This is a genomic window from Achromobacter ruhlandii (assembly GCF_902859695.1).
GTDB classification, from domain to species: domain Bacteria; phylum Pseudomonadota; class Gammaproteobacteria; order Burkholderiales; family Burkholderiaceae_B; genus Achromobacter; species Achromobacter ruhlandii.
This window is the reverse complement of sequence record NZ_CADIJL010000017.1, coordinates 1-19,959: the sequence shown is the minus strand read 5'-3', so window position 1 is coordinate 19,959 and position 19,959 is coordinate 1. Positions and strand designations below refer to the sequence as shown.

At 68.5% G+C, this 19,959-nt stretch carries 16 protein-coding genes and 1 tRNA gene; 14 read left to right on the top strand and 3 right to left on the bottom strand.

Translation table 11 applies throughout. The features are described 5' to 3' along the window. Positions 1-25 precede the first annotated feature (25 nt). From HV742_RS19705 to HV742_RS19685, 5 genes are all read left to right on the top strand, one after another. A tRNA-Asn gene (locus HV742_RS19705) sits at positions 26-101 on the top strand. Positions 102-318: 217 nt separating this feature from the next. Continuing rightward, complete coding sequence (locus HV742_RS19700) at positions 319-711, top strand: hypothetical protein (RefSeq protein ID WP_054418378.1); 393 nt, start codon at positions 319-321, stop codon at positions 709-711. A gap of 72 nt (positions 712-783) precedes the next feature. After that, a complete protein-coding gene (gene gcvA, locus HV742_RS19695; protein ID WP_175146198.1) occupies positions 784-1,686 on the top strand; it encodes a transcriptional regulator GcvA in 903 nt (300 codons plus the stop codon). Positions 1,687-1,794: 108 nt separating this feature from the next. Continuing rightward, entirely contained in the window at positions 1,795-2,268 is a 474-nt protein-coding gene (locus tag HV742_RS19690; RefSeq protein WP_049070525.1) for a RidA family protein, read from the top strand. A 49-nt stretch (positions 2,269-2,317) separates the two neighbouring features. Next, a complete protein-coding gene (locus HV742_RS19685) occupies positions 2,318-3,526 on the top strand; it encodes an aminotransferase class V-fold PLP-dependent enzyme (RefSeq protein ID WP_175146197.1) in 1,209 nt (402 codons plus the stop codon). 3 nt (positions 3,527-3,529) lie between these two features. On the opposite strand, the gene HV742_RS19680 is transcribed toward HV742_RS19685, so the two are convergent. Continuing rightward, on the bottom strand, positions 3,530-4,423 hold the full coding sequence (locus HV742_RS19680; RefSeq protein ID WP_049070520.1) for a DMT family transporter: 894 nt from the start codon (positions 4,421-4,423) through the stop codon (positions 3,530-3,532). A gap of 169 nt (positions 4,424-4,592) precedes the next feature. Here HV742_RS19680 and HV742_RS19675 point away from each other — a divergent pair, with 169 nt between their 5' ends. The 8 genes from HV742_RS19675 to HV742_RS19640 all read left to right on the top strand — a co-directional run bounded on the left by HV742_RS19675 (position 4,593) and on the right by HV742_RS19640 (position 15,279). Then, entirely contained in the window at positions 4,593-5,480 is an 888-nt protein-coding gene (locus HV742_RS19675) for a helix-turn-helix domain-containing protein (protein WP_175146196.1), read from the top strand. 67 nt (positions 5,481-5,547) lie between these two features. Further along, positions 5,548-6,978, top strand: coding sequence for a DUF2868 domain-containing protein (locus HV742_RS19670; protein WP_175146195.1), 1,431 nt, complete (start codon positions 5,548-5,550; stop codon positions 6,976-6,978). Then, positions 6,971-8,359 carry a GTPase/DUF3482 domain-containing protein gene (locus tag HV742_RS19665; RefSeq protein ID WP_175146194.1) on the top strand — a complete coding sequence of 463 codons (1,389 nt, stop codon included), beginning with the start codon at positions 6,971-6,973 and terminating at the stop codon, positions 8,357-8,359. Before HV742_RS19670 ends, HV742_RS19665 begins: the two co-directional genes overlap by 8 nt. Before the next feature lie 272 nt (positions 8,360-8,631). Next, positions 8,632-10,239 (top strand): ABC transporter substrate-binding protein, encoded by a 1,608-nt coding sequence (locus HV742_RS19660; protein WP_175146193.1) that lies wholly within the window; start codon positions 8,632-8,634, stop codon positions 10,237-10,239. Between the two features lie 157 nt (positions 10,240-10,396). Then, positions 10,397-11,368: an ABC transporter permease gene (locus HV742_RS19655; RefSeq protein WP_175146192.1), complete on the top strand. Its 972-nt coding sequence runs from the start codon at positions 10,397-10,399 to the stop codon at positions 11,366-11,368. Between the two features lie 12 nt (positions 11,369-11,380). Continuing rightward, positions 11,381-12,307, top strand: a complete 927-nt coding sequence (locus HV742_RS19650) for an ABC transporter permease (RefSeq protein ID WP_054418367.1) — start codon at positions 11,381-11,383, stop codon at positions 12,305-12,307. 7 nt (positions 12,308-12,314) lie between these two features. Beyond that, a complete protein-coding gene (locus HV742_RS19645; protein ID WP_049070514.1) occupies positions 12,315-14,042 on the top strand; it encodes an ABC transporter ATP-binding protein in 1,728 nt (575 codons plus the stop codon). A gap of 28 nt (positions 14,043-14,070) precedes the next feature. Continuing rightward, on the top strand, positions 14,071-15,279 hold the full coding sequence (locus HV742_RS19640; RefSeq protein ID WP_175146191.1) for a metal-dependent hydrolase family protein: 1,209 nt from the start codon (positions 14,071-14,073) through the stop codon (positions 15,277-15,279). Between the two features lie 21 nt (positions 15,280-15,300). Here HV742_RS19640 and HV742_RS19635 read toward each other — a convergent pair whose 3' ends face one another. Both HV742_RS19635 and HV742_RS19630 read right to left on the bottom strand, forming a co-directional pair. Continuing rightward, positions 15,301-16,737, bottom strand: coding sequence for a YdgA family protein (locus tag HV742_RS19635; protein WP_254601195.1), 1,437 nt, complete (start codon positions 16,735-16,737; stop codon positions 15,301-15,303). 151 nt (positions 16,738-16,888) lie between these two features. Continuing rightward, complete coding sequence (locus HV742_RS19630; RefSeq protein WP_054515606.1) at positions 16,889-18,361, bottom strand: YdgA family protein; 1,473 nt, start codon at positions 18,359-18,361, stop codon at positions 16,889-16,891. Positions 18,362-18,663: 302 nt separating this feature from the next. On the opposite strand from HV742_RS19630, the gene HV742_RS19625 reads away from it, so the two are divergent. Further along, positions 18,664-19,959, top strand: a 1,296-nt coding sequence (locus HV742_RS19625; protein WP_175146189.1) for a DEAD/DEAH box helicase, incomplete at its 3' end; no start/stop codon positions are given.

Below are 19,959 nucleotides of genomic sequence, written 5' to 3'. Positions count from 1 at the left end.
TGCATAATTCGCCCCCTCTACCTGTTCCCCGATAGCTCAGTCGGTAGAGCGACGGACTGTTAATCCGCAGGTCGCTGGTTCGAGCCCAGCTCGGGGAGCCAAAGAATGCAGTACTGAAAGGCCCGCAACCTGGTTGCGGGCCTTTTGCATCTGGGGCCGCGCATCAGGGCAGGGTCCCGCGCCCGGGGCTTGCGGCACGCGCGAACTCGGACGCGATCACCCCGTCAAGCGCTGACAAGGGCCCGGATACGCGGCCGAAAGGTTTTACGATTGCGGCTGAATCATCGCTAAAGCCTTGGTCCCAGCCTGGATCCGCGCATGCCCCAACGTACGAAGAACGTCGACTCGACCACCGCCTTTGAACTTGTGTTCGGCCTGTTGCAGGCCATGCCCTGGCTGGTTCGCGATGCCTCGCGGGCGCTGCCGGAAGTCGCGGTAATGAAGGCCCATCAGGCCGATGCGGTCAACGCGATTCTCTGGATCTGCGAAACCGGCGACCTGACCGGCTGGCCGACGCAAACACAACGCGACACCCGGGCCACGGCGTCCTACCTGCTGACGGACCTGGCCTTCAGGCTGCTCGATCCGGCGTCGCCGTTTGCGGCCCGCGCCTGGGAAATCCCCGTTGACCAGCCGCCGCATGTCCAGGCGCTGCAGATCGTGCGGCACGAAATCCTGCGCAGCAAGCCCATCACCGCCCAGCCGCGCTGAACCGTTTCCACGCCCGCGCCTGATTTGCGAGAATGGGGGCTCCCCCGGTTTCAGGCCTCCCATACCCGCCTCATGCGTTCCCACCGCTCCCTGCCCGCCCTGGTCTCGCTGCGCGCCTTTGAGGCGGCGGCCCGGCGCCTGAGCTTCAGCCTGGCGGGCGAGGAACTGTTCGTCACGCAAAGCGCCATCAGCCACCATATCCAGCGGCTGGAAACCGAGTTGGGCGTGCCGCTGTTCGAACGCCGGACCCGCGCGGTGGCGCTGACGCCGGCCGGGCAGGCCTATTACGAGCGGGTCCACGCCGCTTTCGAGCTGCTGCGCCAGGGTACGGATGCGATCCGCGCGCCGACCGTCGCGCGACGCACGCTGCGGGTCGGCCTGCTGGCCTCGTTCGCCACCCGCTGGCTGGCGCCGCGCCTGCCGGACTTCGCCGCCACGCATCCGGACATCGACCTGCAGCTGCTGCCGGCGATCGGGCTGGCCGACGTGGCGGCGGGCGAAGTGGACGTGGCCATACGTTATGGCCGCGGCACCTGGCCGGGCCTGCGGGCACGGCGCCTGATGCCGGAACGGCTGTCGGTGGTGTGCGCGCCCGCTCTGGTGGCGGGACGGCGGCGCCCGCGCGTGCCGGCGGACCTGTTGCGCTACCCCTTGCTGGTCTCGCACGCGCAGTTGCCGTTCGAGTGGGATGCCTGGGCCCGCCAGCATGGACTGGACCTGGGCCGGGCCCAGACAGTGCACCTGCACGACTACAACATCGTGGTGGAGGCGGCGCTGGCGGGACAGGGCATTGCCATGGGCCGCCACCGCCTGATCGCCGCGCAACTGGCCAGCGGCGCCCTGGTGGAAGCGCTGCCCGGCACGGCGCTGGACGATCCGCGCATCGGCTGGTGGTTCGTCAGCCCGCGCGGCAAAGCCGATGCCACCGCGCAGGCCTTCCACGCATGGCTGGCGCGGGCCGCGGCCGCCGATTGACGCATTACTTTTGCTCATACGTAGTGCGCAAGAATTGATTGGTCAGGCGCCGCGCGCGCCGATAGCATGGGAATCACTTATTCCCTCGTCCATTTCACAGGTGACCCCATGACCCGTACGATCTCCGGCCGCGTGGCCGAACTCGGCCTTGCGCTGGAAGCGGCGGCCGCGCCCGCCGCCAATTACGTTCCCTTCGTCCAGGAGGGCAACCTGCTGTACATCTCCGGCCAGATTTCACGCGCGGGCGGCAAGCCGGCATTCCTGGGCCAGCTGGGCAACCAGGTCTCCGAGGCCGACGGCGTCGCCGCCGCGCGCCTGTCGGCGCTGGGCCTCCTGGCGCAGATCGCCGCCGCCACCGGCGACCGTCTCGACCGCGTGGCACGGGTGGTGCGCTTGGGCGTGTTCGTCGCCAGCACGCCGGATTTCAACCGCCAGAGCGCGGTCGCCAACGGCGCGTCGGACCTGATGGTGGAAGTGTTCGGCGACGCCGGCCGCCACGCGCGCAGCGCGGTCGGCGTGGCCTCGCTGCCGCAGGGCGTGGCGGTGGAAGTGGAAGCGGTCGTCGCCCTCACGCCCGCCTGATGTCCCTCTGGCGCCGGGCCACGCCCGGCGCGCCCTTCCTGGAATCGCCATGACCGCCGCCATCCTGACACCCGCCGCCCTCGACGCGTTGCGCGCCGCCGCGCCCGGCACGCGCACCACCGTCCACTTCAACCATGCCGGCGCGTCGCTGCCGTCCACGGCCACGCTCGAGGCCATTCAGGCCCACCTGCGGCGCGAAGCCGAACAAGGGCCGATGGAAGCGGGTGTCGCCGCGCGCGCGCAGACCGACCAGGCGCGCCAACTGGCCGCGCGCCTGCTCAATGCCCAACCCGACGAAATCGCCCTGACCGGCGGCAACTCGCCCGGTTGGGGCGCGGCGTTCGCGGCGCTCGGGCCTTGGCGTGCCGGCGATCGCATCCTGGTGGGCCGCCATGAATGGGGCGGCAATCTCGCTGCCATGCGGCTGGCCACGCAACACACCGGCGCCACGATCGAGACAATTCCGTCGGACGACAGCGGCTGTGTCGATCCGGCCGCGCTCCAGGCCATGCTGGACGAACGGGTGCGGCTGGTGGCCCTGACCTGGCTGCCCGCCAATGGCGGCCTGATCAACCCGGCCGCCGCCATCGGCCGCGTCACGCGCGCGGCCGGCGTGCCGTATTTCATCGACGCGGCGCAAGCGGTGGGGCAATTGCCGGTGGACGTGGCCGAGGTAGGCTGCGACGTGCTCAGCGGCGCCGGCCGCAAGGCCTTGCGCGGTCCGCGTGGCACCGGCCTGCTGTATGTGCGGCGTGATTTCCTGCCGCGCTTGGCGCCTGCCTTCGTCGACACCTATTCCGCGCCGCTGGGCGCCGATGGCCAGCCGCAACTGCGCGGCGACGCGGCGCGCTTCGAATCGGCCGAAGCCTCGCTGGCGTTGCGCGCCGGCCTGGCCAATGCGTTGCGCGAGGCGCTCGATATCGGGCTGGACGCCATCCGCGCGCGCATCGATACGGTGGCGCAAGCCTTGCGCGCCGGACTGACCGCGATCGACGGCATCGAGGTGCTGGACCAGGGCCGCGAACGCTCTGGCCTGGTGTCGTTCAATCTTGCCGGACTGGAAGCCGGCGCCGTCCAACGCGCCCTCGCGGCGCAAGGCATCACTATCGGCAGCAACGGCGTGCCGTACACGCCGCTCGACATGCAGGCGCGCGGCCTGGCGCAGATCGCGCGCGCCTCGGTCAGCTACCTGACCCGCGACGACGAGATCGAGCGCCTGCTCGACGCCTTGCGCACCCTGGCGCGGCAAGCGCGTTGATCCCTATGCCGCCAACCGCCGCGTGAACGGCGACCACCTGGTGAAGACCAGCAGGTTGCCGAACATCACCAGCCCCAGGCCCAGCAGCGCGGCCGGCGTCCACTGGTAGCCCTCGGCGAAGGTGGACACGCTCAGCGCCACCACCGGAAACAGCACCGTGCAGTAGGCGGCGCGCGCCGGGCCCATGCGCCCGACCAGCGTGAGGTAGGCGGTGAAGCCAATGACCGATCCGGGAATCGCCAGGTAGAGCAGGGCGCCGACATAGGCCGACGAGGTATCGAAGCGGAACGGCACGCCTGCCGCCGCGCAACCGGCCAGCAACACCGCGGCACCGTACAGCATGCTGTAGGCGTTGCCCGTCAGCGGCCGGATGCCGGCGCGCTGCTGCAGCGACGACAGCATGTTGCCGGTGGAAAAACAGAACGTGCCCAGCAACGCGAAGCCCAGCCCGAGCAACGTCTCGTGGCTGGCCTCCTGGCCGGACAGCTCGGGCCAGAACAGCAACACCAACCCGGAAAAGCCCACCGCGCCAGCGACCATGACGCGCGGCGCGATCCGCGTACCGAACCACAGCCGCGCGTTCAACGCGTTCCACAGCGTGGCGGCGGAAAACACCACCGATACCAGGCCACTGGGAATCCACTGCGTGGCCGTGTAGAAGCAGAGGAAATTCAGGCAGAACAGGCACAGCCCCTGGCCCAGGCATAACAGGTGCCCGCGACGATCCAGGCGCTGCAGCTTGCGGGTCAGCAGCAACGCGGCGAACAGCACCAGGCCGGCCAGCGCGAAACGGTAGAAGATGGACACGGGAATCGCCACGACCCCAAGCTGCAGCTTGATGGCGATCCAGGTGGTGCCCCAGATGATGACGGTCAGGAAATACAGGAAGAGATTCACTTTGGGACGCTCGGCAGGGCCAAAAAGGACATGACATCCAGGACCGCGAAAATCGCGGGCTCCGGCGCCCAGTCTGCGCCTGCCGCGGACGGAAAAATTGCCGGTTCTTGCGGTTTTTCCGCACCTGCGCCTGCCACGCGCGCGGGGATCGCAGTAGCATTTCGGTTCCATGGGCACCACCGCTTCGGCTCCGTCCGACTTCTCCGTTTTTCGCACGCTGTCCGCGTCCAGTGCGACGCTGGCACGGGCCGCTTCGCTGGGCGATGGCATCGCCATTTCGCAGTGGGGCCGCAGCGCCCACGAAACGCTGGGCTATGACACGCCCGGACACCACACGCTGTCGCTTTACCTGCATGGCGGCGAGAAATCATTCCGGATCGGCAATCCGCTGCATGGCGGCGCCGGCAAGTTCTGCGTGCTGCCCGCCGAACACCATTCGCGCTGGTGCATGAACGACAAGGTGCATTTCCTGCACCTGTACATCGCGCCCGAACGCCTGGCGCGCGAGGCCGTGCTGCGGCTCGACTGCGAACCGCGTGCGCTGGAACTGCGCGACCGCACCTATATCCATGACGCCTCGCTGACCGATGTCTGCCGGGCCCTGCTGGACACCGACTGGAACGCGCCCGCCGACCGCCTGGCGGCCAGCAGCGCGGCCGAGACGGTGCTGCACCACCTGTTGCGCCAGGGCGTGTCGCGCAAGGCCGCGTCGCCCGCGCGCGGCGGCCTGGCGCCGGCGGTGCGGCGTCGGATCATGGACTACATCGACGCGCACCTCGCCGAGCCCCTGACGCTGGACCAGTTGGCCGGCGTGGCGGCGCTGTCCACTTACCACTTCGCCCGCATGTTCCACACCTCGTTCGGCGAGCCGCCGCACGCCTGGGTCCGCGCCCGGCGCCTGGCCCACGCGCGCGGCCTGCTGGCCAGCGGCAAGGGCGATCTGGCCGGCGTCGCGCAGGCGGCCGGCTTCGGCAACGCCAGCCACCTGTCGCGGGTGTTCCGCGACGCCATCGGCGTCACGCCCGGCCAGTACCGCGCCGCCCACCGCCGGCAGTAAGCGCGCGGGCCGCGCGGTCTACAATGTCGCATCGCCCTTCGCGGCCTGATCGCCTGCCCCGCCCGCGATGCCATCGCCGACTTCCCGCGACGTTTCCATCCCCCTCGATGCCGCCGGCCAGACGCCGCTGCGCGCCCATTGGCTGGCCGAACTGGTCCGATTGCGCGAAGCGCACTGGGGACCGCTGGAAGACAGCGGCGTGGTGCGCCAGGTGCGCCAGCTCGACGTCCCCCTGCGGCAACGCATCCTGGCCCGCGCCCAATTGCTGGCGCAACGCGAGCAGTTGACGCCGCTGGTCGACGGCTGGCGCCGCAGCGCCGCCGCCGTGCTGGTCGTGCTGGTGCTGCTGGCCCTGCTGTCGGGCGCTGGCGTGGCCGCCGGCGCCCTGGGCGACGGCAGCCGTCCGGTCAATGTGCTGTGGGCGCTGGGCGCGCTGCTGGGCCTGCACGCCATCACCTTCCTGCTGTGGCTGGCCAGCTTCCTGCTGCGGCCGGCGGCCATGACGCCATTGGGACGGCTCTGGCTCTGGGCGACGCGCAAGCTGGCGCGCGGCCCCGACGGCGCCCTGGTGCCGCAGGCGTTCCTCAACCTGCTCGGCCGCGCCGGCGCGTTGCGCTGGCTGTTCGGTTCGGTCAGCCATGGCCTCTGGCTGGCCGGGCTGGGCGCGGCGCTGGCCACCCTGCTGGCGCTGCTGACCACCGCCAGCTACCGCTTCGTCTGGGCCACCACGCTGCTGGCGCCCGACACCTTTGTCTGGTTGACGCACGCCATGGGCTGGCTGCCGGCGCAACTGGGCTTTCCGCTGCCCGACGCCGCCATGGTGCGGGCCAGCGACGGCAGCCAGGCCCTGGCCGCCGATGCCCAGGTGCAATGGTCGCTATGGTTGATCGGCGTGCTGGTGACCTACGGCATCCTGCCTCGGCTGGCGGCCTGGCTCGCCTGCATGGCCGCCGCCCGGCGCGCGCTGCGCGCCATCGCCATCGATCCCACGCTGGCCGGCCATGCCGCCTTGCGCGACCGGCTCGATCCGCCCGCGCAGTCCACCGGCATCGATCGTCCGGTCGACCCGCTGCATCAGCCCCGCGTGGCCTCATCGGCGCCGCAGGGCCTGGGGGGCCAGCCCGTGCTGCTGGGCCTGGAACTGCCCGCGGACCTGTCCTGGCCGCCGCCCGACCTGCCCGCCTCGGTCCGCATGGCGGGCACGCTGGATACCCGGGAGCAGCGCAATCAGCTGCTCGATGCGCTGTCGCGCGCGGCCGCCTCGCGCCTCGTGATCGCCTGCGACGCGCGCCAGACGCCCGATCGCGGCACGCTGGCGCTGATCGCCGAGCTGGCCGCGCATGCCGCGCTGACCCGGGTTTGGTTATTGGCGCCGGCCGGCGCGGACACGCGCGAACCGCTCTGGCGCGAGCGGCTGGCGGCCCTGGGAATGGATGCCCAGGCCGTCATTGGCGCCCAAGGCGCCGCGCTGGCGTGGTTGGAGCACGGCCATGACTGAACGCCTCATCAACATTGCGGTGGTGGGCCACACCAACACCGGCAAGACCTCGCTGCTGCGAACGCTGACCCGCGATACCCGTTTCGGCGAGGTCGCCGACCAGCCCGGCACCACCCGCCACGTCGAGGGCGCGCGCCTGCGGCTCGACGGGCGCGCCGTGCTGGAATGGTTCGACACGCCCGGCATGGAAGACAGCATCGCGCTGCTCGAATACCTGGAACGGCTGGAAGCGCCGGGCGAGCGGCTGGACGGGCCGGCCCGGATCCGGCGCTTTCTCGACACGCCCGAAGCGCACGGCCGCTACGAGCAGGAAGCCCGAGTCCTGAAGAAGATGCTGGACTGCGACGCCGCGCTGTACGTGATCGATGCGCGCGATCCGGTGCTGGGCAAGCATCGCGACGAACTCGCCATCCTGGCGGCCTGCGGCCGGCCCTTGCTGCCGGTGCTGAATTTCGTCAATGCGCCAGCGCATCGCGCCGCCGAGTGGCGCGAGGCGCTGGCGCGGCTGGGCCTGCACGCCGCCGTCGAGTTCGATACCGTCGCGCCGCCGCTCAATGGCGAACAACAGCTGTATGCCAAGCTCGGCGTGCTGCTGGACCGCCACGCCGACACCTTGGCGCGCCTGGCCGACAATCTGGCGCGCCAACGCCGCGAGCGCCACGCCGCCGCCTGCGAACTGCTGGCCGACCTGCTGGTCGATGTCGCCGCGCTGCATATCGCCAGCGCCAGCGACGAAGCCGCGCTGGCGGCCGCGGCGCGGCAACTGCGTGAGCAAGTGCGCCAGCGCGAGCAGGCCTGCGTCACCGCGTTGCTGGCGCTGTACAACTTCCGCGCGTCGGATTACGACGATGATGCGTTGCCGCTGCAAGGCGAACGCTGGGGCATGGACCTGTTCCACCCTCAGACCCTCAAGGACATGGGCGTGCAGGTCGGCATGGGCGCCGCGGCCGGCGCCATGGCCGGCGCGGCGGTGGACCTGCTCAGCGCCGGCCTCAGCCTGGGCACCGGCATGCTGATCGGGGCCGCCGCCGGCGGACTGTGGCAGGGCGTGGAAAAGCTTGGCAAACGCGTTGCCGGCAAACTGCGCGGCTGGCGCGAGATCAGCGTCGACGACGCGGTGCTGCGCCTGTTGGCGCTGCGCCAGCGGCAGCTGATCGACGCACTGGAGCGCCGCGGCCACGCCGCCCGCGCGCCGCTGCGGCTCGACCGTCCCGACGACGAGGCGCTGCGCCGCGGCCCCTTGCCCGAGGCCCTGAAGGAAGCGCGCAGCCGGCCCGAATGGTCGGCGCTGGCCAAGGGCCATGAAGACAGCGAACGGCGCAAGCAGATCGTGCGCGAATTGGCGCGGACCCTGGCCGCCGATCCCGCGCCCAAGGCCTGAGGCCGGCCTGCCGGTGGCGCGCCAAACCCACCATTCGCAACGCGAAGCAAGCAAGTACTAACCCCAATCCAAACCGATTGACGCTTAAACGAATCGATCTATAAGATTCGTTCTGCATCGGTGCGGTCCATCCCGCCATGACAATCACAAGGGGTTGGATCTACCGTGAACCGCCTTTCGTCGTAAGCAGCAACGCCATGCCCCGGCTCCCCGTGGGGCCAGGGCCCTATCACTTCTGTCGCGCTATCCGCGCATTACGGAGCATGAGGGCTATGCGTACTTTCCCCCACCTGAAACACGCGGCGCTGGCGGCTGCGCTGACTGCCTCATTGGCATTCAGCGCCGGCGCGGCCGCCAAGACCTTCCATTGGTCATACCAGGGCGACGCCACGTCGATGGACCCGATGGCGCTGAACGAAACCTTCACGCTGGGCTTCCAGGGCAACATCTACGAAACGCTGGCCGGCTATGACGGCAACCTGAAACTGACGCCGCTGCTGGCCGAGAGCTGGGAAAACCCGGAGCCCACCAAATGGGTCTTCAAGCTGCGCAAGGGCGTGAAGTTCCACGACGGCTCGCCGTTCACCGCCGATGACGTGATCTTCTCCTGGAAGCGCAGCCTGACGCCGGGCTCCGACATGAAGGGCTACGGCGCCAAGGCCTCCGACATCAAGAAGGTCGACGACTACACCATCGAGGTCACCACCCCCACGCCCAACCCGATCCTGCCGCGCGAGTGGGTGTTCCTCTACATCATGAGCAAGTCGTGGTCGGAGAAGAACAAGACCACCGAAGCCACCAACGTCAAGGGCGACAACCAGGGCAACTACGCCAACCTCAACGCCAACGGCACCGGCCCCTTCATGCTGGTGTCGCGCCAGCCCGACGTGAAGACCGTGCTCAAGCGCTACGACGGCTACTGGAACAAGAACATCAAGACCAACGTCGATGAGGTCATCTTCCAGCCGATCACGCAGGAAGCCACGCGCGTGGCCGCGCTGATCTCCGGCGAGATGGACCTGGTGCAGCCGGTGCCGGTGCAGGACTGGAAGCGCCTGGAAGACGCCAAGGGCGTCAAGCCGCTGACCGCGCCCGAGGCCCGCGCCATCTTCATCGGCATGGACCAGGACCGCGACGAACTGCTGTTCTCGGACGTGAAGGGCAAGAACCCCTTCAAGGACCCGAAGGTGCGCGAAGCGGTGGTGCTGGCCGTGGACACCAAGGCCATCAATGAAAAGATCATGCGCAACGCGGCCAAGCCGCTGGGTTCGCTGATCGCCACCGCCATCAACGGCTACGACGAATCGTTCGGCGCGCCCTACAAACCGGACCCGGAACGCGCCAAGAAGCTGCTGGCCGAGGCCGGTTATCCGAAGGGCTTCACCGTCACCATGGACTGCCCCAACGACCGCTACGTCAATGACGAAAAGGTCTGCCAGGCGGTGGCCGGCATGCTGGCGCGCGTCGGCATCAAGATCAACCTGCTGGCGCAGACCAAGTCCAAGTACTTCGGCAAGATCCTGCTGCAGGCCGGCAACCAGACCAGCATGTACATGCTCGGATGGACGCCCAGCTCGACGGACGCGCACAACACGCTGCTGAACCTGGCCGCGTGCCGCGACGCCAAGACGGCGGCGGGCCAGTTCAACCTGGGCGGCTACTGCAACAAGAAGGTCGACGAGCTCACCGCCAAGATCGGCGTCGAGACCGACCAGGCCAAGCGCAACGCGATGATCAAGGAAGCCTTCGGCATCGTGCGCAGCGACTTCGGCTACCTGCCGCTGCACCAGCAGCCGATGTCATGGGGCGTGAAGGACAACATCAAGGTCATCCAGCGCGCCGACGACGTGCTCGACCTGCGCGACGTGGTCCTGCCGTAGTCCCCGGGCGCCGCGCCACGCCGCAGGGCGTGCACGGCGCCGTGTTTGATGCGGCCCCCGCGACGGCGCCAGCCGTCCGGGCGCGCCCGGCCCAGCCCCGCTTGCCGCGACCGGCAACGCGCGGCCCGGCGTTATCCGACCAAGAGGGCATCCAACCATGCTTTCCTTTATTGCGCAGCGGCTGATCCAGTCGGTGCTGGTGATGTTGACGGTGGCGCTGATCGCGTTCTCCATGTTCCGGTATGTCGGCGACCCGATCGCCAGCATGGTGGGGCAGGACACCACGCCCGAACAGCGCGAACAGCTGCGTGGACAGTTGGGCCTGAACGATCCCTTCGTGGTGCAGTACGCGCATTTCGTCGCCAACGCGGTGCGCGGCGACTTCGGCATTTCCTACCGCCACCGCCGGCCGGTCAGCGAACTGCTGGAAGAACGCCTGCCGGCCACGCTGGAGCTGTCGTTCGTCTCCGCCGTGATGGCGCTGGCGCTCGGCATCCCCATGGGCATCTACACCGCGCTCAAGCGCCACGGCGTGCTGTCCAAGACCTTCATGGCGATCTCGCTGGCCGGCATCTCGCTGCCCACCTTCCTCATCGGCATCCTGCTGATCCTGTTCTTCGGCGTGCAGTTGCGATGGCTGCCCAGCTTCGGGCGCGGCGACGTGGTCGGGCTGGGCTGGTGGACCACGGGCTTCCTAACCAAGTCCGGCCTGCTGGCGCTGATCATGCCGGCCATCACGCTGGCGCTGTTCCAGATGACCCTGATCATGCGGCTGGTGCGCGCCGAGATGCTGGAAGTGCTGCGCGCCGACTTCATCAAGTTCGCGCGCGCTCGCGGCCTGCCGGAGCGGCTGATCAATTTCCGCCATGCGCTCAAGAACACCATGGTGCCGGTCATTACCATCACCGGCCTGCAACTGGGCTCCATCATCGCCTTCGCCATCATCACCGAGACGGTGTTCCAGTGGCCCGGCATGGGCCTGCTGTTCATCCAGGCCATCAGCATGGTGGACATCCCGGTGATGGCCGCCTACCTGGTGCTGATCGCCTTCATGTTCGTCGTCATCAACCTGGTGGTCGATCTGCTGTATTTCGCCGTCGATCCGCGCCTGCGCGTGCAGAGCAAATAAGGGAACCGCCTCATGAACGCCCGCATCGCTCCCTTCTTCGCGCGCGCCGCCGACAGCGACCTCTGGCACAGCTTCAAGCGCTCGCCCGGCGCCATCATCGCCGCCGTGGTCACATTGGCCATCCTGCTGGGCGCGCTGTTCGCGCCGGTGATCGCGCCGCACAACCCCTTCGACCTGGCTTCCCTGAACATCATGGACGCCAACACCCCGCCAGCGTGGCAGGAGGGCGGCAGCCCCGACTTCCTGCTCGGCACCGATGACCAGGGCCGCGACATCCTCTCGGCCGTGCTGTATGGCTCGCGCGTGTCGCTGCTGGTGGGCTTCGCCTCGGTGCTGTTCTCGATGGTGCTGGGCGTCACGCTGGGTCTCATCAGCGGCTACGCCGGCGGCCGCGTCGACAGTTTCATCATGCGCATCGCCGACGTTCAGCTATCGTTCCCCGCCATCCTGGTGGCGCTGCTGATCGACGGCGTGGCGCGCGGCCTGCTGCCGCGCGACATGCACGACCAGCTGGCCCTGTACGTGCTGATCTTCGCCATCGGCATCTCGGGCTGGGTCCAGTATGCCCGCACCGTGCGCGGCTCGACGCTGGTGGAACGCAACAAGGAATACGTGCAGGCGGCAAGGCTGATCGGCATCGGCCCGGTCACCATCCTGCGCCGCCACATCCTGCCCAACGTCATGGGGCCGGTGCTGGTGATCGCCACCATCCACCTGGCGATCGCCATCATCACCGAAGCCACGCTGTCGTTCCTGGGCGTGGGCGTGCCGCCCACCGCGCCGTCGCTGGGCACGCTGATCCGCATCGGCAACAGCTATCTGTTCTCGGGTATGTGGTGGATCTCGATCTTCCCTGGCATCGCGCTGGTCGCGCTGGTGCTGTCGGTCAACCTGCTGGGCGACTGGCTGCGCGACGCGCTCAACCCCAAGCTGCGCTGAGGATGCCATGGCCCTGTTGAACATCGAAGACATCCGCATTGAATTCCCCAGCCGCCGCGGCACGCTGGTGGCGGTGGACGGCGTGTCGCTGTCGCTGGAGAAAGGCGAGATCCTGGGCGTGGTTGGCGAGTCCGGCGCCGGCAAATCGACCATCGGCAACGCCGTGATCGGCCTGCTCGAAGCGCCCGGCCGTCTGGCCGGCGGCGCGGTGCTGCTCGACGGCGAACGCATCGACACCCTTACCCCGGCACAGAAGCGCAAGGTGCGCGGACGCCGCATCGGCATGATCTTCCAGGATCCGCTGACCTCGCTCGACCCGCTGCAGACCGTGGAAAGCCAGCTGGTCGAAACCATGCTGGTGCACCTGGACCTGACGCACGACCAGGCCAGGCAGCGCGCGGTGCAATTGCTGGCGCAGGTCGGCATCGACCAGCCCGAGCTGCGCGTTCAACAGTATCCGCACCAGTTCTCGGGCGGCATGCGGCAGCGCGTGGTGATCGCGCTGGCGCTGTGCTGCGAACCCGAGGTCATCATTGCCGACGAACCCACCACCGCGCTCGACGTGTCGATCCAGGCGCAGATCCTGGAGCTGCTGAAAAAGCTCTGCCGCCAGGAACAGGTCGGCATGATCATCATCACCCACGACATGGGCGTGATCGCGGACGTCACCGACCGGGTGGCGGTGCTGTACCACGGCAAGCTGGTCGAGCAGGGGCCCACCGCCAAGATCCTGGGCGATCCCGATCATCCCTACACCCGCAGCCTGATCTCGGCCGTGCCGCGCCCGGACATCAAGCTCAAGCGCTTTCCGCTGGTCACCTACATCGAGGACGTCAAGACGCCGGCCCAGCCGCTCGACCTGGCCACGCACTGGCTCGGCCAGCGGCGCGACTTCGGCGCACGCGGCGAAGGCCCGCTGGTGCAGGTCCGGGACCTGAGCATGCGCTTCGTGCTCAAGAGCGCCTTGTTCAAGCGCAACCAGCGCACGCTGGATGCCGTCAAGCGCGTCAACTTCTCGATCGGCGAAGGCGAGGTATTCGGCCTGGTGGGCGAATCCGGCTCGGGCAAGTCGACCGTGGCGCGGCTGATCTCGGGCCTGTACACGCCCAGCGGCGGTTCGGTCACGTTCGGCGGCACCGACCTGACCGCGCTCAAGGGCGAAAAGCAGCTCAACCCGTTCCGGCGCCAGATCCAGATGATCTTCCAGGATCCGTTCTCGTCGCTCAATCCGCGCATGCGCGTGCTGGACATCGTGGCCGAGCCGATCCGCTTCCACAAGCTGGCGGCCAGCGAGGCCGAGACGCGCCGCGTGGTGGCGGACCTGCTCGACGTGGTCGGGCTGGGCGAGCGCGCCGCCGAGCGCTTCCCGCACGAGTTTTCCGGCGGCCAGCGCCAGCGCATCTGCATCGCGCGGGCGCTGGCCACGCGGCCGCGTTTTCTGATCTGCGACGAACCGACCTCGGCGCTGGACGTGTCGATCCAGGCGCAGATCCTGAACCTGCTCAAGGACCTGCAGGAACAGCTGGGCCTGACGATGCTGTTCATCAGCCACGACCTGCCCGTGATCCGCCAGATGTGCGACCGCGTCGGCGTGATGCGCTACGGCGAACTGCTGGAGGTGGCGGACACCGAGGCGCTGTTCGAGCATCCGCAACATCCCTACAGCCAGCACCTGCTGGGGCTGATGCCCCGCTTGCAATCCATGTCCCGCGAGGGACTGGAGGTGGAAGGCTGAGCCCCACCCACACGACAAGGAGCGAGACATGAGTGCGTTGCCACAGACCCTGTTCATCGGCGGCAAGGTGTTCGACGGACATGGCGCAATGCTGCCGGGCCATGGCGTGCTGGTCGAGGGCAAGCAGGTCACGCGGGTGGCGCCGGCCGCCGAATTCAACGGCTTCGCCGGGCGGCGCATCGACACCACGGGCATGACGCTGATGCCCGGCATGGCCGACTGCCACGTGCACCTGGTCTACACCGGCGGCGCCGACCCGCAGACACAGATGTCGAAACAAGGCCCGGCCCAGATTACGCTGACCGCGCTGGAGAACGCGCAGGCCGCGCTGCGCGGCGGCTTCACGGCGCTGCGCGATTGCGGCGGCAAGGACTACCTGGAGTTCGGCGTGCGCGACGCCATCGCGCGCGGCGTGTTCCCGGGCCCGACCATCAAGGCCTCGGGCCGCATCATCTGCATGACGGGGGGCCACGGCAACCGCATCGGCCGTGTCGCCGACGGCGGCGAAGAGGTGGTCAAGGCCGTGCGCGAGCAGGTCCACGCCGGTTGCGACCTGGTCAAGATCATGGCCACCGGCGGCGTCATGACGCCGGGCGTGAGCCCGATGGATGCGCACTACAGCTTCGACGAAATGAAGGCGGGCGTGCACGAAGCCAAGCGCTTTCGCAAGAGCACCGCCAGCCATGCGCAAGGCACGCAGGGCATCCTGAACGCGGTGCGCGCCGGCATCGACTCGATCGAGCACGGCATCTTCATGGACGAACAGTGCCTGGAGGAAATGCTGGCGGCCGAAACCTACCTGGTGCCGACCATCGCGGCCGTGCGCAACATCGTCGCCAACGCCGACAACGGCATACCCGTCTATGCCGTGGAAAAGGCGCGCGCGGTGGAGCAGCGCCATCGCGAATCGATCCAGATGTACTACAAGGCGGGAGGGCGCATCGCGCTGGGCACGGATGCCGGCACGCCGTTCAACCTGCATGGCGAGAACGCGATGGAGCTGGCCTACATGGTGGAATTCGGCATGACGCCGGTCGACGCGCTGATTGCCGCCACCTCGCGCGGCCATGACCTGATGGGCATGGCCGGTCACGGCGTGGTGGAGGCGGGCGCCGTGGCGGACCTGCTGCTGGTGCGCGGCGACCCGACCGAGGACATCATGCGGGCCGCCGACAGGCGCTTCCATGTGGCGGTGTTGCGCAATGGCGAAGTCATGGCTGGCGCGTTGCCGGCCTGAACGGCAACGCGCGCCGGCGCCTTACTTCACGCCACGCGCCATCAGCCAGCTCAGGAAACTCTCGACCGGCATGCGTTCGCCATTGAGGTCCACCTGGCCGCCCTTATAGTTCAGGCTCGCGACCAGCTTGCCGTCCTCCAGGCGCCCCCACTGGCCGCGCAGGAAGCGATCGCGCATCTCGTCGGCCCGCCGGCCAGCCGCCTCGCGCGCGGCGGCCTCGGGCATGCCTTCGGCCTGCATCCGCACCGCGATCAGGTCGGCCAGGCTGACGACCGGCACCGACATCCGCGCATCGAGCTTGCGCACGGTTTCCTTGACGACCGCGCCGGGCGAGTGGTTCCACAGCGTGGGCGCGCTCAGGTCGAGATCCAGCCGCAGGGTCGCGGAACCGTTGGCGGTATCCACCTGCAGCGGCGACAGCGAAAAGCCCGGCTGGGCCAGCAGGAACTTCATCAGGTGGCCCACGCCCACCATCTTGTCACCCAGGCTGGCGCTCCCTCGGGTCGCCTCCACCGACGCCTGGAATGCGCGGAACGACACGATGTCGAAGTTGCGCGCCTCGGCGGCCAGGCGCAGGTTGGCCGCCTGGCCGGCCCGCGTGTCGATGCCCGCGACCTGCACGGCCAGCTTGGCGTTCATCGCGCTCTCGGCGCCCCTGGCGTCGGCGGTCAAGGCGACATCGCGCAGCGTGACCGGTTCGCCGTCGATCTCGATGGTCCATTGCTTGAGGTTCGCGCGGGTAGCCGCGGTCCCCGCCTCATCGGCGGCGCGGCTCGCGTCGTACCTGATCGCCAGATCGCGCATGGCCAGGCGCCGCGTATGGCGCTGACCGTCCTCGGTGTAGGGTTCGAACAGGTCGGCGCGGTCGGCGCGGATGTCCACCGCGGCGTGCCTGCCGCCGGCGGCCACGTCGGCCTCAAGCTTCAGGCCCGAAAAGCTGAAGCGCGACTCGTCGCGCGCGCGCTCGACCGGCGCCAGTTCCAGCGTGGCGCGGATGTCGCGGCCATAGCCCGCCACGGCCTCGGCGGTCATGGGCACGGCGCCCCCGGCTGCCATGAACCAGGTTTCGACCGACGGCGTCTGCGCCAGGTCGGCGCGGGCCGCCACCATCGCCGGGAACAGCTGTCCGCGCGCCAGGCGATACAGGGGGAAGGGGCCGTGGTCCAGGCGCACCACCACCTCGAAATCGCGCCCTGCCGCGCCGGGGCCGTCCTTGGGCGACGGCGTCGCCTTCAGGCGGTAGCGCCCCCGCGACGTGAAGACGCCGCGTTCGTACGACAGCTGCTCGAACGACAGCGTTTCGCCCAGCTTCGCGCCGATCAGCCGCGCCTGTTCGGCGGCGCTTTCGGCCAACTGCGCCATGCCGGTCTCCAGCTGCCTGCCGGTGTACCAGGCCGTCCCCGTCCAGATAACGCCCAACGCCAGCATGGTGCAACCCGCCGCTACCCATTTCCGCATGATGTCCGTCCCGCCCCTGCATCCGTGCGGCCCCCCATGGGCCGGCTCCGCAAGCATACGCCCCGCATGAAAAACGGGCTGCCACGCCCGATGGCGCCGCAGCCCGCATTGGGCGCCGGCATCATGCCGGCGCCAGGGTGTTGTCCGCGCCTCAGCGCATGCCGCCCATCGCGCCGCTCATGACCATCATCACGAACTGCTGCAGCGGCATCTTCTTGCCATTGAAGTCGACCTGGCCGTCGGCGTAGTTCAGGTAGGAAACGATGTTGTCGTTTTCCGCCTTGGCCACGCCCATCGCCACCGCCATGGTGCCGACCATTTCGGCCTGGCCCTTGGCGGTCTGGGCCGCGCGGTCGGCCGGCACGCCACGCATCTGCGGCTCGATCGCCATCAGGTCGGCCAGATTGGCCTTGGACAGCACCAGCTTGGCGTTGAGCTTGCGGATGGCTTCCATGGCCACATCGCTGGCCGGCTTGTCGGTCGAGGCCGGCTTGGCCAGGTCCACGTCCAGGTTGAAGGTCGAGGTGCCGTTGGCGGTGCGCACCTGCAGCGGCGACACCGACAGGCTGGGGTTGCCGGCCAGCAGCAGTTCGACGTTGGTCTTCAGGATCTGCTGCTCTTCGGGCGTGAACTCGGGCTTGGCTTCGTCGTCGCCGCTTTGCATCATGCGGCGCGAGGACGCCTCATAGACGTCATTCAGCGCCTTGAGCGCCTTGGGGTCCATGTTCTTCATGCCGATGGCCAGCTGCAGGCCCGCCATGTCCTTTTCCCGGACATTGATCATGCCGAAATCCAGCACCATCTTGGCGTTCACACCGGTGTCGGCCTCGGCCAGGTCCACGGCGATGCTGGTGTCCTTGAACAGCACCGGCGGCTGGGTCTTGGACGTGATGGTCCATTCCTTGAAGACCAGCTTCTGGCTGCCCATGGCCATATCGCTCTTGCCCGGCGTCAGGTCGCTGTTGAGCGTGATGCCCTTGACCGCCATGCCGACGATATCGCTCTCGCCGGCCGGACCGTCCAGCGCCAGGCTGTCGCTCTTGAGCGCCAGGACGCCATGCTTGGTGTTGGTGTCGAAGTCGACATCGCCGGTCATGCCGGAGAAGGTCAGCTTGGTCTGGTTGCTGGAGGCCTCGGCCGGCGCCAGATTGAAGCTGCCGGTGACCTGCTTGCCGTAGCTGACGCTATAGGCGCCGGACAGCGGCGTGGCGCCCTTGGTGGCCGTGAACCAGCCCTTGATCGCCGGGGTTTCCTCGATCTGGAAGCGGCTCGCGACCATGGCCGGAGCCAGCTTGCCCGAGGCCAGGTTCGAGAACGGGAAGGGGCCGTGCGACAGGTGTTCGACGAACTGCAGCTCGCGCTCCTCCGCCGGCTTGCCATCCTTGGCGGGCAGGGTGAACTTGACGCGATAGCGCTCGGTCGACGAGAACACGCCGCGCTCGAACGACATCAGTTCGATCACGGGCGTCACGCCCCACTTTTCACCGAATTTGCGCAGTTCGACGTTGCCGTCTTCGATCGACTGCTTGACGAACGCCTCGGCCTTCTGGCCGGTGTACCAGGCCGTGCCGGTCCAGATTGCGCCCAGTGCAACGACCAGACCCGCTATTGCCGCCTTTTTCATAGCAACCCTTGATTCTTTTGGTGGAGGTAAGCCGACGGATTATAGGGAGGGCAGCCTAGGGATTACACTAATTTCGTGCGATTGTTATGCAAATTGTTACCCTGCAATACCGTGCCCGGCGGCCCATGCGTGCCGCAGCGCCGCATCGGCTACAATCGCTTCGCGTGCTTTGCCAATCTGCACGCGTCCGCTAGGCACTTCGCCGCCAAGCTTCGCCCTCAGGGGCGCTTCCCTTTTCTCCTTATTCGTCCGCCTGGATTGGAGTCTCTCAACTTGAGCGACGGGCTGCCGCTGGAGTTGTTTTGACTACCTCTTCCTCTTTCGCCGACCTCGGGCTGGCCGATTCCCTGTTGCGCGCCATTGCCGATACCGGCTACACCGCGCCCACCCCCATCCAGGCCCAGGCCATTCCGCAGGTCCTCAAGGGCGGCGACCTGCTGGCCGCCGCCCAGACCGGCACCGGCAAGACCGCCGGCTTCACGCTGCCCATCCTGCATCTGCTGATGCAGCGCAAGCCGGAAGCCCGCAAGGCCGGCCGCCCGCGCTGCCTGATCCTGACGCCGACGCGCGAACTGACCGCGCAGGTGGCCGAATCGGTGCAGACCTACGGCAAGCACACCTCGCTGACGTCCATGGTGATGTTCGGCGGCGTCAACATCAACCCCCAGATCTCCGCCCTGCGCAAGCCGCTGGACATCCTGGTGGCCACTCCCGGCCGCCTGCTGGACCACTGCGGCCAGAAGACGGTCGACCTGTCCGGCGTCGAGATCCTGGTGCTGGACGAAGCCGACCGCATGCTGGACATGGGCTTCATCCGCGACATCCGCAAGATCCTGGCCCTGCTGCCCAAGCAGCGCCAGAACCTGCTGTTCTCGGCCACCTTCTCGGATGAGATCCGTTCGCTGGCGCGCGGCGTGCTGAACAACCCGGGCGAAGTCTCGGTCACCCCGCGCAACACCGCCACCGAACTGGTCACCCAGACGGTGCACCTGGTCGAACAGCACCACAAGCGCGACCTCATCAGCCACATCATCCGCGAAAGCGGTTGGCACCAGGTGCTGGTGTTCACGCGCACCAAGCACGGCGCCAACCGCCTGGCCGAAAAGCTGGTCAAGGACGGCCTGACCGCCGCCGCGATCCACGGCAACAAGAGCCAGTCGGCCCGCACCCGCGCGCTGGCCGGCTTCAAGGACGGCACCGTGACGGTGCTGGTGGCCACCGACATCGCCGCCCGCGGCCTGGACATCGACCAGTTGCCCCAGGTGGTGAACTTCGAACTGCCCAACGTGCCGGAAGACTACGTGCACCGCATCGGCCGCACCGGCCGCGCCGGCGCCACCGGCGCCGCGGTCTCGCTGGTGGACAACAGCGAAATCAAGCTGCTCAAGGACATCGAGCGCCTGATCAAGAAGACCATCGAGCGCAAGCCGGTGGCCGACTGGACCCCGCCCGCCACCAGCGCCGCCGCCTTCGAACGCCAGGAACGCGACGAAGACTCGCGCCAGCCGCGTGGCGGCGGCGGCCGTAACGGCGGCCGCGGCGGCAACGCCGGCGCGCCCCGTTCGCGCCCGGCCAACGCCGCGCCGCGCAACGCCAAC

Excerpts from the sequence above, each read along its gene's own strand:
- HV742_RS19685 (WP_175146197.1), top strand. The coding sequence starts at position 2,318 with ATGACCGCCGCCATCCTGACACCCGCCGCCCTCGACGCGTTGCGCGCC.
- HV742_RS19700 (WP_054418378.1), top strand. The coding sequence starts at position 319 with ATGCCCCAACGTACGAAGAACGTCGACTCGACCACCGCCTTTGAACTT.
- HV742_RS19630 (WP_054515606.1), bottom strand. The coding sequence starts at position 18,361 with ATGAAAAAGGCGGCAATAGCGGGTCTGGTCGTTGCACTGGGCGCAATC.
- gcvA (WP_175146198.1), top strand. The coding sequence starts at position 784 with ATGCGTTCCCACCGCTCCCTGCCCGCCCTGGTCTCGCTGCGCGCCTTT.
- HV742_RS19650 (WP_054418367.1), top strand. The coding sequence starts at position 11,381 with ATGAACGCCCGCATCGCTCCCTTCTTCGCGCGCGCCGCCGACAGCGAC.
- HV742_RS19655 (WP_175146192.1), top strand. The coding sequence starts at position 10,397 with ATGCTTTCCTTTATTGCGCAGCGGCTGATCCAGTCGGTGCTGGTGATG.
- HV742_RS19675 (WP_175146196.1), top strand. The coding sequence starts at position 4,593 with ATGGGCACCACCGCTTCGGCTCCGTCCGACTTCTCCGTTTTTCGCACG.
- HV742_RS19660 (WP_175146193.1), top strand. The coding sequence starts at position 8,632 with ATGCGTACTTTCCCCCACCTGAAACACGCGGCGCTGGCGGCTGCGCTG.
- HV742_RS19690 (WP_049070525.1), top strand. The coding sequence starts at position 1,795 with ATGACCCGTACGATCTCCGGCCGCGTGGCCGAACTCGGCCTTGCGCTG.
- HV742_RS19645 (WP_049070514.1), top strand. The coding sequence starts at position 12,315 with ATGGCCCTGTTGAACATCGAAGACATCCGCATTGAATTCCCCAGCCGC.
- HV742_RS19635 (WP_254601195.1), bottom strand. The coding sequence starts at position 16,737 with ATGCGGAAATGGGTAGCGGCGGGTTGCACCATGCTGGCGTTGGGCGTT.
- HV742_RS19665 (WP_175146194.1), top strand. The coding sequence starts at position 6,971 with ATGACTGAACGCCTCATCAACATTGCGGTGGTGGGCCACACCAACACC.
- HV742_RS19640 (WP_175146191.1), top strand. The coding sequence starts at position 14,071 with ATGAGTGCGTTGCCACAGACCCTGTTCATCGGCGGCAAGGTGTTCGAC.
- HV742_RS19670 (WP_175146195.1), top strand. The coding sequence starts at position 5,548 with ATGCCATCGCCGACTTCCCGCGACGTTTCCATCCCCCTCGATGCCGCC.